Below are 13,814 nucleotides of genomic sequence, written 5' to 3'. Positions count from 1 at the left end.
TCTTTTTCTTCAAGTCGGCAATCTGCTTTTCCAACGCTGCGACATCAGCACGCGCCTTTTCAACCGGCTTCCACAAATCGTCTCCCACGATCGGCATCTCGGACAGCTTCACGGAGGCAAACACACCGGCGAGCGCATAGTAATCCTGCGCGGTGATCGGATCCGACTTGTGATCATGGCAGCGCGCACAAGCCAGCGTGAGGCCGAGGAAGGTGCGGCCGATCGCATCGACGTGCTCCTCCCATTCATCGGCGACCGTCGTCTTGATGATCTCCGGCGGCAGTTGCAGCTCTTTGAAGTAGGTCGGGCTCAGGCCGATGAATCCGAGCGCCACGCGATCCGCAGGTCCGCACTCGGGAAGGAAATCCGTCGCAAGCTGTCGCACCACGAAGCGGTCATACGGCATGTCCTCGTTCAACGCCTGCACCACCCAGTCACGGTAGAGGTAGGAGTACTTTGTCGAATCGAGCCAGTTCGGTGTCTCATCGACGTAGCGTGCCAGATCGAGCCAGTGACGCGCCCAGCGTTCGCCGTAGTGGGGATTCGCGAGCATTTCTCGAATTGCGTCGGACCAGTCCGACTTGTTCGACATGTCGGACGGCGGCAGCCCGGTAAGGTCAAAGGCCAACCGCCGCTGCAACACCCGATCCTCCGCCCGCGGCGCCGGCTTCAGCCCAGCCGCCTCCATCCTGGCGAGAATGAAGTAGTCGATCCGCGTCTTCGGCCACGCCGTGTCCTTCACCTGAGGGGCGGCCACCCGCTTCAGAGGCGCAAACGACCACGGAACCGGCTTTGGCCCCTCGTCTTTTTTGGCCAAAACGAGACCCGCAGATGCCATCAGCATCAGCAGAGCCATCGATCCCGTTCTCAGAGCCGGAAAAATCACCCCCAAACTACACCGCTCACCCCCGCGAGCTTTCATCCCCGCCATCTGTCATTCGACATTCCGCATTCCTCATTCGTCATTCCCCTTCCACCCCCTTTGTGAATTTTTTCACAAATCCCGGTTGCCCCGCTTATTCACACAGGAATACTGCCTCCATGGCCTCCCCCGTCCAGTATCTTCCCGGAAAAGAACCCCATGCGCGCGAAACGCGCCTGATCTTCAAAAACGTCGACCGCGCCGGTTACGATTCGTCCATCGACTGCTACCTGAAGAACGGCGGCTACGAGCAGCTCAAGAAGGCGCTCAAGATGGAAAAAAGCGCCATCATCAACGAGGTCAAAGCCAGCGGACTCCGCGGTCGTGGGGGTGCGGGTTTCCCCACCGGCGTGAAGTGGGGCTTCATCCCGCCGACGAACACCAAGCCGGTTTATCTCATCTGCAACGCCGACGAATCCGAACCCGGCACCTTCAAGGACCGCTACATCATGCATCAGGACCCTCATCAGTTGATCGAGGGCATGACCATCTCCTGCTTCGCCGTGAACGCGAAGCTGTCCTACATCTATGTGCGCGAGGAGTTCCCTTACGCCGCCAAGATTCTCGAAAAGGCCATCGCCGAAGCCCACGAAAAAGGTTTCCTCGGCAAGAACATTCTCGGCTCCGGCTTCGACTGCGAGATCTACGTGCATCGCGGTGCGGGCGCGTACATCTGCGGTGAAGAAACCGGTTTGATCGAATCTCTCGAAGGCAAGCGCCCCTACCCGCGCATCAAGCCGCCCTACTTCCCCGCCGCGCTTGGCCTCTACATGAGCCCGACCATCGTGAACAACGTCGAGTCCCTCTGCCACGTGAAGCACATCATCGAGATGGGCGGTGCGGAATACGCCAAGCTCGGCACGCCGAACAACACCGGCACCCGCATCCTCTGCGTCAGCGGCGACGTGCAGAAGCCCGGCTACTACGAAGTCGAAGTCGGCAAGGTCACCATGGGCGAAGTCATTGATGTCCTCTGCGGCGGCCTCAAACCCGGCCGCAAACTGAAGGCCATCATCCCGGGCGGCAGTTCCTCCAAAGTGCTGCGTGCCGATGAGAAGTACAAGCTCAAGGACGGCCGTGAGATCGGCATCATGGACATCCCGATGGACTTCGACACCATGGCCCAGTGCGGCACCATGGCCGGCTCCGGTGGCGTCATCATCATGGACGACAGCCGCAGCATGACCTGGGTCATCAACAACCTGAACGCCTTCTACGCCCACGAATCCTGCGGCCAGTGCACCCCCTGCCGCGAAGGCAGCCTGTGGATGAAGAAAATCAGCGACCGCATCGTCGCCGGTGACGCCAGCCCTGACGACGTGGACACGCTGGAGACCGTCGCCAATCAGATCGAAGGCAAGACCATCTGCGCCTTCGGCGAAGCCGCCTCCTGGCCCACCCAGAGCTTTATCCGGAAATTCCGCGACGAACTCAAAGGCGACTGCAAACCCGACCTCGCCGGCAAGATCGTCAACGAAGAGACGCTCGTGGCCGCTGCGGGATTGGTGGTGTGATAGGGAGCGCCGAGGAGCCGTCGGCTTTCATTCGGATCTCGACAGAGGAAGGCTCTGTCGGGTAAAACGGTGGCGTGACCGAAGGCAAAGCCACCGTGCCCACGAAAGCAAAAAAATCCGGCTGTGAATGGATGGTAATCATTCTTGTGTCGCTCGTCGGCTTGTTCGTGGCAGTGATGGCAATGGCTGCGGTTTATCTCTTCTTTTTCCCAGAACACGCCGCAAAAAAGCTTCGCCCGACACAGGTGCAAGACGTCATCAAAGACCTCCACATGGCGATCATTTCTTTTCAAGTGGACTGGAATCGCTATCCCATTCTGACATCTGCTCTGTCCGGCGAAGACATTTCCATGCGCTCGCGAGGCCCAATGCTGCCCATGCTCATCGGTGACGAAACCAAACCGCTCATCCCCCTTCCAAGCAGCAGTCCTAAAGATATCAGATACATCGACCTTCCTAAAGCCCATGATCACAAATTCGGCACCTGGCAAGACGGCGGTGAGTGGGTGCTCAGCGATCCTTGGGGCGAGCCTTATTTTATCGTGCTCGATACCAACAATGACAACCAAGTCGCCAATCCCGAATTCGGTGCGGACCAATCCCATCCCGATTACGCGAAGCGGTGCCAAGCGAACCCGCCACCTCAAACATTATCTCTAGAGGTCATCATCTACTCCGCCGGCCCGGACCGGGACCCCAAGACCTGGCACGACAACATCTGCTCTTGGCGAAACTGATCGTCACTCCACCTTCCGGATCACCCGCACCGCGTAGATCTTCGCGGTCAGCTCGCTGAGTTTCACCGGTTCCTTGTCATCCCGCAGCGGATCGCGCGCCAGATACTCCTGGCCTTCCTTCCCCACGATGACGCACCAGTGCTGGATGCCGCCGAGGAGGAAGTATTTCACCACGGGATAGGCGCCGCGTTCGAGCGCCGCATCCATGACGGCATGGCTTGAATGAGGATGGTAATCCGCGGCGAGCCTGCCTTCGGTCACCTTGGGCAGCGCATTCCACACCACCCAGCCCTGCGGCAGAAAGCCGTCGGCTTTCTTCAGGCGCTCGTTCAGTTCCTTGGGCGTCAGTTTGACGCCGAGATTTGAGCAGGCCATCGCCACGCTGCTTACGAGGCAGCCATGACTGCCCAACGTGCCTGTCGAGGAGCCGAGCTGGTCCTCCGCCCAGCGTTTGTCCTTCTGCAAATGCGTCTTCCCGCCATCCGGCAGGCGCAGATGCAGCTCTTTGCCGCCGATGGACGGAATCGAACCCGTCATGCGCGCCCAGCAGGTCCGCAACATCACACAACTGGTCGCGACGATCACCAGAACCAGCAGCCCGATGATGGCGAAGCGACGCATGAGCCGGTCTTAGTGCTCCTTCTTCTCGCCGTGCGCTTCCTTCTTCTCAGCGTGGGCTTCGCCGTGTCCGGCTTCCTTCGCTTGGGCGTCACCGTGCTCTTCGCCGTGCGCCTTGTGCATGCCTTCATGCAGCACCTGGGTTTCCTTCCAGGTGTGCTTCCCGCAGGAAGTGGAAACGAAGGCAATGGCGGCGGCGCAGAGGAGAAACGAGGCGGTTTTCATGGGTGATTTGGGTCCGCCATCCTATCGGGAGAGGCCCTGCGTGCAAATGGCAATTCACGCCCGCACCACCACCCGCGCATCCAGCGCCAGCACGCCTTCCGGCGTGGCCAGCAGCGGATTGATGTCCAGCTCCACGATGCGCCGTTCGTGCTGAACAAGACGGGCGAATTTCACCAGCAGGTCATCGAGCGCCGGAAAATCAATCCCCGCCTGACCGCGCACACCGTGCAGCACCCTGGCGATCTTCGTCTGCTCGACCCAGCGCCGTGCGAGCGGGTAGTTCAGCGGCGGCAGCGCCAGGGAGCGGTCTTGAAACACCTCCACCAGCGTCCCGCCCGCGCCGAACAGCAGCACCGGGCCAAACTGCGCGTCCGTGCTCGCGCCGAGAATCAATTCGGTGCCCTTGCGCGTCACCATGCGCTGCACCGTCACGCCTTCAAATGCGGCGGCACCATGCAGGTGTGTGACATTGTCGCGGATCAGCCGCCAGGCCTGCTGCACGGCGGAGGCATTCAGCAGATTGAGCTGCACACCACCGCAGTCGCTTTTGTGCGTGATCGTGGGCGAGAGCAGCTTCACCACCACGGGAAAGCCCAGCGCCTCCGCCGCGGCCACGGCGGCTGCTTCATCGTAGGCCGCACGTGTTTCCACAATGGGAATGCCCGCCACCTGCAGCAGTTGCTTCGCCTCCAGTTCCGTCATCAACGTGCGACCGCTCTTGAGCACCGCGTCGATCATGTCTCCGACCACTGGCAGTGCTTCACCGTCATCGTTGGCATAGGCGTTCTGCGTCTCATTCAGCCAGATCAGGCGCAGCCGGTGCTCGCGCATGCGCACAAAGGCCTGCGCTGCTTCATCGGGGTAATCATACGTCGGCACGCCGGCGGCATTCAGAATGCCACGACCTTCCTGCACGCTCTGCGCGCCCATCCAGCTTGCGAGCAAAGGCTTGCCGATCTCGCTCGCGATCAATGCCACCTCGTGTGCGATGTCCGTCGGATGCGTCATCGCCTGTGGTGTCAAAATGGCCAGCACGCCGTCCACGCCATCGTCCTTCGCCACGATGCGCAGTGCTTTGGCAAATCGCGCCGCGTCCGCATCGCCCAAAACATCGACCGGATTGTGATGACTCCAGCACGAAGGCAGCGCCGCGTTCAGTTCGTCCAGAGTCTTCGGCGACAGCTCCGCCAGCACGCCCTTGCCCAGCACCAGCGCATCCGTCGCGAGCGCCCCCGGACCACCCGCGTTCGTCACGATCGCCAGCCGTCGCCCGGTCGGCAGCGGCTGTTTGGCCAAAACTTCCGCCATGTCGAACAGCTCCTCGATCGTGTCCACACGCAGCACACCGCTTTGCCGCAGCGCCGCATCCAGCACCGCATCGCTGCCCGTCATCGCGCCAGTATGCGATGCCGCAGCCTTCGACGCCTCCGCCGTGCGTCCGACTTTGATCACCACGATCGGCTTCTGTGCCGCCACGGCCCGTGCCGCCGCGAGAAACGCCGCCGCATCACCGCCCACCGACTCCATGTAGATCACGATACTCTCCGTGCGCGGATCATCGCCAAAATGCCGGATCAACTCGGCCCATCCCACGTCCGCCATCGCACCGGTCGAAACAAACGCGCTGAATCCCACATGCTGGTCGTGGCTCCAGTCCAGGATCGCCGTGCACAACGCCCCGCTCTGGCTCAGAAACGCCACGCGCCCCGGCCGCGCGACGCTGCTCGCAAAACTCGCGTTCAACCCCGCATGCGGATTCATCAGCCCAAGACAGTTCGGCCCAATCAAGCGAACGCCATGTCGCTTCGCCGCTTCAAGCACGCGCTTCTCCAGTTCCGCCCCCTCCGCACCGACTTCCTTGAACCCCGCCGAGATCACGATCACCGCCTTCACACCAGCAGCTCCGGCCTCTTCGACAATCTGCGGCACCGTCGGCGCCGGAGTCACAACGATCACCAGATCCGGCACCTCCGGCAGCACCGCGATGCTGGGAAATGCCTTCACCCCGAACACCTCTGCATGTTTTCCATTCACCGGAAACACCGTCCCGCCAAACCCGCGCAAATTCTCCCAAATCGCCCGCCCTACGCTGCCTTCACGCTCTGTGGCTCCGATCAAGGCAATGCTGCGCGGCTGGAAGAAGGCTTCGAGGGACATCGGGGCATTCTACGTGACGAAGACGCGATGTCTCAGCGCATGTTGTGAATCTACCAACCACGAATGTCGTCGCCCTCGCCTCCATCATCACGCCCGTTGGGACCGTCGGACCAGACCACAAAGGAGCGGTGAACTGGCTTAGCTCCGGGAGCAGTCCCCCACCTTTCAACACCAGGATGCACGATGCCGTCACCATCGTGATCAAAGTGGTAATGCAGCAAGTTTCCCCAGCCATCACGCTGCTCCCCGGCAGGCAAGTTCCAGAAGACGACACGATCATGATTTAGACGGTTCGTATTCGTCCAGACGCCACTCAAATCATGTCCGAGCGTGATGCTGAACTGATATTCGCGGTCCGGGCTGTTGAAAGGCAGCTTCCCATAATGCTTGTGAAAGCCAGCCACCGCCAAGGTAGCGGTCGCCACATATTCCTGAGTGCGTGAGACACGCCAGCTTTCAAACATTTCCCAATGTGGGAGTCTGTGCACGGGAAACCGGGTGTAGCGGGCCTCATACCAGCGCCAGAGGATTGCTGAACCTCCCAGGACCAAGATTCCCATGAGACGCAGAGCATTTCTGGGGGTGATCAGACGCATTAGACAAGCAAAGACGCAGAACTGTTCCGCCAACAAGCATCATTCTTCCTTTTCCTCAAACCACCCCGCACAGCACGCGCCGCACGCCACATAGCAGTCATCGCAGATGAACTCGTCGCCGAATTTCGTCGCACCAGGCTTGCCGCAGCGTTCGCAGGCAGGTTCGGGTTGCTCGGCGGCTGGCGTGGGTAGGATGGGTTCGATCTCGCTCATGCTTCGACTTTTTCTTTCCTGCCTCATTCTCGCCACGATTGCCAGTGCGCAAAACGCGGATCCGTATCCGACACCGCCGGATGTGAAGGGCATCCAGGTGCAGATGACGGAGGATGCGCTCGCGCTCGGCATTCATCACGCGACGATCAACGTGAACGTCGCCGCTCTGCATTCGCCGCAGTCAAAGCCGGGCAAAGGCGAGTTCGTCTGGAGCCAGAACTACCTGGCGTCGCTCGACAAACAGATCAAGCCGCTGTCAGACGCGGGCGTGGTCGTTTATTTGATCATCATCGCCTACCCGTCGAAGAATCCGGCCATCGACAACATCGTGCTGCATCCGGGGCACCGACAGGACCTCAAGTTCACCGTCGGCGCGGTGAACACCTCCAGCGGGTTCTTCCCGGCCGTGATGAACCTCCTCGCCGAGCGCTGGAGCGGCGCGCACCCGGAGCACGGACGTGTGTGGGGCTGGATCATCGGCAACGAGGTGAACTCGCACTTCATGTGGAACAATATGGGGCTCGTCACACTCGAAACGGCGGCCAGTGAATACGAGAAGGCCTTTCGCATCGCCCACACCGCGATCCGCCGACACTCGCAGCATGCCCGCGCCTACGCCTCCTTTGATCATCACTGGGCCGAACGCATGCACAACGTCAGCCCGGAGGAGGCCACACCGGGACGCGACTTCCTCGACACCTTCGCACGGCTCGTGCGCGAGCGTGGTGACTTCGACTGGAATGCCGCCTGGCATCCCTATCCCGAGAACCTCGGCAATCCGCGTGCGTGGGCGGACAAGAACGTCACGCACGACGACAACACCAACAAGGTTACCTTCAAGAATCTCGAAGTGCTGCCAAAGCATCTCGCAAAGCCCGAGTTGCTTTATCAAGGCAAGCCGCGCCGCATCATCCTCAGTGAGCAGGGCTTTCACACGCTGCTGACTCCCGACGGTGAAAAACTTCAGGCCGCCGCCTATGCCTACGCCTGGGAGAAGATCCAGACACTGCCCACGATCGACGCCTTCATCTACCATCGACACGTGGACCATGCGAAGGAAGGCGGCCTTCGCCTCGGTCTGTGGCGCAACAAGCCCAATTCCATCGCTGATCCACACAGCACGAAACTGATCTACGACCTCTTCAAAAAAGCCGGAACATCCGAATGGCGTGCCGCAGCGGATGCACTGCTGCCGGTGACCGGCTTGAAGGCGTGGAATGAATAACGTGAGCTGAAAACAAATCAGCCGGGCTTGCGGCCCGGCTGATGAAGTAAGTCTAAGAATCCGATACGATCACGCCTTGGGCGTGTCAGCGGTGCTTTCAGGAAGCTCGGGCTTCTTGATGTAATCGGCAGGGATATCGCCTTTGAGCGCCTTGAGGAAGGCGATGATGGAGGCCACTTCTTCATCACTGAGCATCTTGCCGAGCTGGTATTCTCCCATTTTCCTCACCATGTCATCGAGAGTCTTGACCGAGCCGTTGTGGAGATAGGGGCCGGTTTCGGTGATATTGCGCAGGCTGGGGACTTTGAAGAAGAACTTCTCGCTGTCGCTCTTGGTGATGTCCGAACGACCATTGTCAGTCAGGTCCGGCCAGGCCTTCACGAGACCCAGTTTCTGATACATCATGCCACCGACACCCACACCATTGTGGCAGGTAACGCAGCCTGTTTTCGCGAACGTGGCGAACCCCTTCTTCTCTTCAGCACTGAGCGCGCTCTTGTCGCCCTTGAGGAAGGCATCCCATTTCGAGGGGGTGAGCAGCTTGCGTTCAAAGGCTCCCACGGCCTTGCCAAAGTTGTCATAGGTGACAGGATCGGCTTCGCCGGGGAATGCGGCTTTGAAAGCTTCCACATAGCCGGGCATGCTCTTGAGCACCTTCACGACGAAATCGGCATCGGGAGCACCCATTTCGACCGGATTGAGCACGGGGCCTTTGGCCTGCTCTTCCACACTGGGCGCACGACCGTCCCAGAACTGCGCCACGTGTGCCGCGGCATTGTAGACGGAGGGTGAACTGCGACCGCCGAGCTTGCCTTCATGACCGGGAGAGAATGGCAGATTATCCTGACCGTATTTGTCGAGCACGTGACAGGAGTTGCAGGACATTTTTGCCCCCTTCGAGATGCGGGTCTCATAGAAGAGCTGGCGACCGAGATTAACTTTGGCTTCCGTGATCTCATTGGTGGGAGACGCCACCTGGGAAGGAAGCGGCATGAACATCGGAAGAAAGGCTTCAGTAAGATCGGCCTGCGCATGCGCGGAGGCGGTGCTCAAGCCGACGACAAGGATGAGGGAACGTGCGGTATTGTTCATGATGAAGGTGAAGAAATGAAGAGAACGTGCGAGCGATACGTCGCGCGGAGAAGATGGGTTTCAAGCGATTGCAGGATGAGATGATTTCTCAATGAGACGGGGAGTCTGGCATTGACGAAAACTGAGGCACACCGCTAGGCTGTCCGAATGATGTACCGCCTCCTCCTTTCTGTGCTGGCCGTGGCCGGCGTTTCGATGGCCCAGCAACCTGTCGGCGACGGCAAGGCTGACGATACGGCGGCGATTCAGCACCTGATCGACACACGCGGCAGCGTGACACTGGCAAAAGGAACCTATCGACTGACACAAACTCTGAAAGTTGACCTGGCCAAGACCGGATTCGCCGCCATCAGCGGCGACGGCACGGTGCGCCTCCTGATGGAGGCTGCAGGACCCGCGATTCATTTCATCGGTACCCATGAAGGATCGGCAGCGCCGGACTCCTTCAAGCCCGAGGTCTGGGAAAACCAGCGAACGCCGATGGTGACTGGCATCGAGATCGTGGGCGCTCACGCCGAGGCCGATGGAATCGAGGCCACCGGCACGATGCAGATCACTCTGAGCCGCGTGGTGGTGCGCGAGTGCCGCCATGCAGTGCATTTGACGACACGAAACCGCAACGTTCTGATCTCGGCCTGTCACTTCTATCACAACACGGGCATCGGCGTCTTTTATGACAACGTGAACCTGCATCAGTCGAACATCGTGGGCAGCCACATCAGCTACAATGGCGGCGGCGGCGTCGTGTCCGTCGGCGGCAACGTGCGCAACCTGCACATCGGCACCTGCGACATCGAGGGCAATCATGCGAAAGACGGACCGCCCAGCGCGAATGTGATGCTTGATTCACGCGGCGGCTCGATCGGCGAAGTGGCGATCACTGGCTGCACTCTTCAGCACACGAACAAGTCGCCGGACTCCGCCAACATCCGCATCATCGGCTCCGGCACGGACGCTTCGCTGCTGCGTCGCGCAGGACGTGAGCACACCCGCGAAGGCAATGTGACCATCACCGCCAACGTGTTCAGCGATGTGCAGGTGAATGTGGAGATCCGCCACTCACGTGGCGTGACGGTCACGGGCAACACCTTCTGGGAAGGCTTCCAGCATGACCTGATAGTAGAGGACAGCGGGAACATCGTCGTCACCGGCAACAACTTTGACCGCAATCCGCGCTATCTGGTGAACGGTTTCGACAATGCCGAAAAGAACGGCGTCGTCTTCCTGCGCTGCGAAGACAGCATTTTCAGCAACAACATCGTCTCCGGCGTATGGAAGCAACGCGCCGCGGTGGATGCCGAATCCTGCAGCCGCCTGCAGATCTCCCACAACAGCGTGCTGGACTCCGACGGCGCGGGCATCCGGTTGGAAAATGTGACAAACAGCCTCGTCTCCGAGAATCTCATCCGCGATGATCGTGACGCGGAAAAGCGCAGCAAGGAGCCGTCTCTTGTCGTCATCGGCGGCAAAGGCAACATGATCGGACAGAACGCCGTCAGCAACGCGGCGGACGCGAAGTGAGGAACGGGGCAGTAAAGAGCTGCGGGTTGAAAGCAACTGACCCGGCACTCATAACATCTAACTCATACCTCGTTCCCTCATGACCGTCGCATCCGCCACTTCGCTGCTTGCCAAGGCTCACTGGCTCATGCTGCTGCACAAACTGCGCTTTGGGCTGCGTGAGAACCGATTGCTTTGCCTCACGCTCGGCGGGTTCCTCGTGTTTTACGGAGTGGCGGCCTACTGGCTGGTGGCCAGCGGGCTGGAGTTCGTCGCCAAACTGCCGCTGATCGGAACGCTGCTGACGGAGCGACTGGTGTTTCTGCTGTTCTTCTTTTTCTTTGTGATGCTGATCATCTCAAATGCCACGATCACGGGCATGGGATTGTTCCGCCGAAAGGACATGGAATGGCAGATTGCCCTGCCGCTGCCTCCCCGCAGCCTGGTGCTGTGGAAAACACTGGAGGGCATGCTGCTTGCGAGCTGGGGCCTGCTGGTGCTCAGCACGCCGATCCTGCTGGCGCTGGCACGAACCTACAAGGCACATGCGGGATTCATGCTCGCCGTGCTGCCCGCCTTGATGGCTCTCGTGATGATCGCGGCGAATGCTTCGACCTGGCTGCTGATCGCGCTGGTGCGCTGGTCACGCCGCTGGATGTGGAAGCCTCTATTGGCGATCGTTGTCTGGCTGCTGATCCAAACCATGCCGGTCTGGCACACGAGTCTCGACACCCTGAACTCGGGAGATCTAAGTGCCAGTTTGAATCAGATCCTGAAGCACACTGAAATCTGCATGCATCCGCTGCTGCCCAGTTCCTGGGTGGCGGAGACGATTCAGGCGGCGGGACGCGGTATCCATGAGCGCACACTGTTTTTCAATCTCGTACTTCTCGCGAACGCTCTGATCAGCATCGTGATCACCGCCAGGATCGCGGGAGGGCAGTTTTCTCCGGCCTGGAACCGGGTCATGAGCGCCGCCCCTCGAACGGGAAGCAAGGCGGTGGACCCGATGTTCCGCACGCAGCCCGGACGCTGCACTGAATGGCTGCGCCGCATGCTCGGTCTCGACCGCGCCTCGTTCGCCCTGCTGGTGAAGGAGTCGCGCACCTTCGTGCGCGAACCGGTGCAGTGGGGGCAAACGGCGATCATCTTCAGCCTGCTGCTGATTTACTCAATGAACCTGCGCAAGCTGGGCTACGACCTGCAGAGCCCGTTTTGGATAACGGTGGTGAGTCATTTGAACCTGCTGGTCTGCTGCCTGGCACTTTCGACTCTGACGACGCGTTTCATCTATCCGCAGTTCAGCCTTGAGGGACAGCGATTGTGGATTCTGGGACTGTCCCCGATGCCCCTGCATCGTGTTCTCGCGTTGAAGCTTCGATTGAGCGCCAGCGTGCTTGCAATAGTCATGGTCACCCTCGTCATCGTCTCGGGTGTTTCTCTCGGGCTGTCGTGGAAGCGCATCGTCTTCTTCGGCGCGTCCATCCTGATGCTGAGTTATGGATTGACCTCACTGGCGCTGTCCCTTGGTGCCTTGGTTCCCAATTTCCGCGAGTCGAATCCGGCACGCATCGTTTCTGGTTTTGGAGGCACGATCTGCCTGATCGCGAGCTTCATCTACATCGTCGCCGGGATGCTGGTCGCGCTGATTCCCTCCTGGCAGAACCTGAAGCAGGAGGCCGTCACCTTGATGAGCTATGACGGCCGGATGGAACTGGCAGCCTTGGTCGGAGTAGCTGTCCTGACTCTGGTTTTTGGAGGACTTCCTTATTTTTTTGCCAAGAAGCGCACGAAAAATCTGGAATATTTAAGATACCTGTAGTATTTGGATGCTGGAAATAATTTCCAGCACTCCCATGATCACCCGTAAAGCATCTGCCGTAGTTCTGGCCCCCGGTCCGGTCGAGGACAATGTCCTCGTCTTCGAAGACGCTCCTGAATTCATGAACGGCCACAGCGATGGCGCTTCCCTCGAAAACGTCGATTCCAAGGTGAAGGCCGCGCAGGAGCAGCTCCTCCAGCTCCGCCTGCAGCAGGAAGAAATCGAGCGCCAGAAGCAGCATCTCGAAGCCCTGCGCATCAAACAGGAACGCTTTGTGGCCGGGAAGCGGGACCTTCTGGAGAAACTCGGACGCTCAGCGGGTCACGTTGAGCGCGAGCTCTATGATGCTCAGAAGCGCGTCGAAGAACTGGCCCTGACCCATGACGAATTCCGCCGCCACCTGGACATTCTGAAATCGCTCCAGCCGGAGAAATGGCACCGTGCCCAGGTGAGCGAGGAACTCGACAACGCCCTGGCCGCCATCGATGAGGCGGAAAACGATTTCGCGAAAGGCATTCGTCGTCTCCATGCGATGGGTCCGCCTGAGGCGGCCGCCAATGGTCCGATCAGCCTCGACGATGCGGATGCGCCGGTCATGCCGTCGTTCACCGGCAGTTCCGACGATCTGTTCGCCTGGATGCGCCGTGGCTTTGCCTTTTCTCTCCCGATGATGGGCACCCTGCTTGTCGCGATCGTGCTGATCCGTCTGATGTTCTGAGTTTTCTACAACCTCTCACCCTCCCCACACGTCATGGCCCTGTTCTCCGGCAACCGTAAAGTGCGCTCCCGCCGTCCCAAATCCGCGCAGGAACTGAAGCACGAGTCGTCCCCGCGCAGCAAGTCGCGACATCTCGCGAAGCGTGCGGTGGAAGTGAATACTGAGATTCACCGGTTGGAGTGTTTCATCACGGCGGCTCCGCGCATTCAGCGGCAGCATCGCCTAGCGAATGTGAACATGGTGCCACCGATGGAACTCTCCTCCCCCGCCCCACGCCATCGCCGCATTCCTATCGCCAAGCAGCGGGCACGCCGCGGTGAGCGCCTGCGTCTCCTGACGGAGGGCGCCCTGGTCATCGGCGCTATTGGCGCGATTGTCGGCTGGCTGAACCAGTGGTTCCACTTTTGGCATTAAGATCTCCCGATCTCTCGACCCAGCAAAAAAGCCGAACCTCGCGGTTCGGCTTTTTTGTTGA

General features: G+C 59.9%; 14 protein-coding genes. 7 read left to right on the top strand and 7 right to left on the bottom strand.

What is annotated here, in order from left to right; translation table 11 throughout:
- Positions 1–844 (bottom strand): DUF1549 domain-containing protein (locus KDL09_RS19800; RefSeq protein ID WP_294389019.1); only part of this gene is annotated, 844 nt, incomplete at its 3' end.
- 197 nt (positions 845–1,041) lie between these two features.
- Between KDL09_RS19800 and nuoF the strand changes: the two genes are divergently transcribed.
- On the top strand, positions 1,042–2,436 hold the full coding sequence (nuoF, locus tag KDL09_RS19795; RefSeq protein ID WP_294389018.1) for an NADH-quinone oxidoreductase subunit NuoF: 1,395 nt from the start codon (positions 1,042–1,044) through the stop codon (positions 2,434–2,436).
- A 74-nt stretch (positions 2,437–2,510) separates the two neighbouring features.
- Positions 2,511–3,173, top strand: coding sequence for a hypothetical protein (locus tag KDL09_RS19790; RefSeq protein WP_294389017.1), 663 nt, complete (start codon positions 2,511–2,513; stop codon positions 3,171–3,173).
- Positions 3,174–3,176: 3 nt separating this feature from the next.
- On the opposite strand, the gene KDL09_RS19785 is transcribed toward KDL09_RS19790, so the two are convergent.
- The 5 genes from KDL09_RS19785 to KDL09_RS19765 all read right to left on the bottom strand — a co-directional run bounded on the left by KDL09_RS19785 (position 3,177) and on the right by KDL09_RS19765 (position 6,982).
- On the bottom strand, positions 3,177–3,794 hold the full coding sequence (locus KDL09_RS19785; RefSeq protein WP_294389016.1) for a hypothetical protein: 618 nt from the start codon (positions 3,792–3,794) through the stop codon (positions 3,177–3,179).
- A 9-nt stretch (positions 3,795–3,803) separates the two neighbouring features.
- On the bottom strand, positions 3,804–4,016 hold the full coding sequence (locus KDL09_RS19780) for a hypothetical protein (RefSeq protein WP_294389015.1): 213 nt from the start codon (positions 4,014–4,016) through the stop codon (positions 3,804–3,806).
- A 54-nt stretch (positions 4,017–4,070) separates the two neighbouring features.
- Positions 4,071–6,173, bottom strand: a complete 2,103-nt coding sequence (locus KDL09_RS19775; protein ID WP_294389014.1) for an acetate--CoA ligase family protein — start codon at positions 6,171–6,173, stop codon at positions 4,071–4,073.
- A gap of 50 nt (positions 6,174–6,223) precedes the next feature.
- Positions 6,224–6,733 (bottom strand): hypothetical protein, encoded by a 510-nt coding sequence (locus tag KDL09_RS19770; RefSeq protein WP_294389013.1) that lies wholly within the window; start codon positions 6,731–6,733, stop codon positions 6,224–6,226.
- Between the two features lie 75 nt (positions 6,734–6,808).
- Positions 6,809–6,982: a hypothetical protein gene (locus KDL09_RS19765; protein WP_294389012.1), complete on the bottom strand. Its 174-nt coding sequence runs from the start codon at positions 6,980–6,982 to the stop codon at positions 6,809–6,811.
- On the opposite strand from KDL09_RS19765, the gene KDL09_RS19760 reads away from it, so the two are divergent.
- Positions 6,981–8,207, top strand: coding sequence for a DUF5722 domain-containing protein (locus KDL09_RS19760; protein ID WP_294389011.1), 1,227 nt, complete (start codon positions 6,981–6,983; stop codon positions 8,205–8,207). The genes KDL09_RS19765 and KDL09_RS19760 overlap by 2 nt on opposite strands.
- A 69-nt stretch (positions 8,208–8,276) precedes the next feature.
- On the opposite strand, the gene KDL09_RS19755 is transcribed toward KDL09_RS19760, so the two are convergent.
- Positions 8,277–9,299: a cytochrome-c peroxidase gene (locus KDL09_RS19755; protein ID WP_294389010.1), complete on the bottom strand. Its 1,023-nt coding sequence runs from the start codon at positions 9,297–9,299 to the stop codon at positions 8,277–8,279.
- 147 nt (positions 9,300–9,446) lie between these two features.
- Between KDL09_RS19755 and KDL09_RS19750 the strand changes: the two genes are divergently transcribed.
- The 4 genes from KDL09_RS19750 (at position 9,447) to KDL09_RS19735 (ending at position 13,753) form a co-directional block, all read left to right on the top strand.
- Positions 9,447–10,820 carry a right-handed parallel beta-helix repeat-containing protein gene (locus KDL09_RS19750; protein WP_294389009.1) on the top strand — a complete coding sequence of 458 codons (1,374 nt, stop codon included), beginning with the start codon at positions 9,447–9,449 and terminating at the stop codon, positions 10,818–10,820.
- 79 nt (positions 10,821–10,899) lie between these two features.
- On the top strand, positions 10,900–12,621 hold the full coding sequence (locus KDL09_RS19745) for a hypothetical protein (RefSeq protein ID WP_294389008.1): 1,722 nt from the start codon (positions 10,900–10,902) through the stop codon (positions 12,619–12,621).
- 34 nt (positions 12,622–12,655) lie between these two features.
- Positions 12,656–13,339, top strand: coding sequence for a hypothetical protein (locus tag KDL09_RS19740; RefSeq protein ID WP_294389007.1), 684 nt, complete (start codon positions 12,656–12,658; stop codon positions 13,337–13,339).
- A gap of 33 nt (positions 13,340–13,372) precedes the next feature.
- Entirely contained in the window at positions 13,373–13,753 is a 381-nt protein-coding gene (locus tag KDL09_RS19735; RefSeq protein ID WP_294389006.1) for a hypothetical protein, read from the top strand.
- The last annotated feature ends 61 nt before the right edge of the window (positions 13,754–13,814 follow it).

Origin of the sequence: Prosthecobacter sp., assembly GCF_020439865.1 — a bacterium.
Taxonomy (GTDB): domain Bacteria; phylum Verrucomicrobiota; class Verrucomicrobiia; order Verrucomicrobiales; family Verrucomicrobiaceae; genus Prosthecobacter.
Note: the sequence above shows the minus strand (reverse complement) of the source record. Positions and strands in the feature narration are given on the sequence as shown.

Coding starts and splice junctions, on each gene's coding strand:
- nuoF (WP_294389018.1), top strand. CDS start 1,042: ATGGCCTCCCCCGTCCAGTATCTTCCCGGAAAAGAACCCCATGCGCGC.
- KDL09_RS19785 (WP_294389016.1), bottom strand. CDS start 3,794: ATGCGTCGCTTCGCCATCATCGGGCTGCTGGTTCTGGTGATCGTCGCG.
- KDL09_RS19780 (WP_294389015.1), bottom strand. CDS start 4,016: ATGAAAACCGCCTCGTTTCTCCTCTGCGCCGCCGCCATTGCCTTCGTT.
- KDL09_RS19775 (WP_294389014.1), bottom strand. CDS start 6,173: ATGTCCCTCGAAGCCTTCTTCCAGCCGCGCAGCATTGCCTTGATCGGA.
- KDL09_RS19770 (WP_294389013.1), bottom strand. CDS start 6,733: ATGGGAATCTTGGTCCTGGGAGGTTCAGCAATCCTCTGGCGCTGGTAT.
- KDL09_RS19760 (WP_294389011.1), top strand. CDS start 6,981: ATGCTTCGACTTTTTCTTTCCTGCCTCATTCTCGCCACGATTGCCAGT.
- KDL09_RS19765 (WP_294389012.1), bottom strand. CDS start 6,982: ATGAGCGAGATCGAACCCATCCTACCCACGCCAGCCGCCGAGCAACCC.
- KDL09_RS19755 (WP_294389010.1), bottom strand. CDS start 9,299: ATGAACAATACCGCACGTTCCCTCATCCTTGTCGTCGGCTTGAGCACC.
- KDL09_RS19750 (WP_294389009.1), top strand. CDS start 9,447: ATGATGTACCGCCTCCTCCTTTCTGTGCTGGCCGTGGCCGGCGTTTCG.
- KDL09_RS19745 (WP_294389008.1), top strand. CDS start 10,900: ATGACCGTCGCATCCGCCACTTCGCTGCTTGCCAAGGCTCACTGGCTC.
- KDL09_RS19740 (WP_294389007.1), top strand. CDS start 12,656: ATGATCACCCGTAAAGCATCTGCCGTAGTTCTGGCCCCCGGTCCGGTC.
- KDL09_RS19735 (WP_294389006.1), top strand. CDS start 13,373: ATGGCCCTGTTCTCCGGCAACCGTAAAGTGCGCTCCCGCCGTCCCAAA.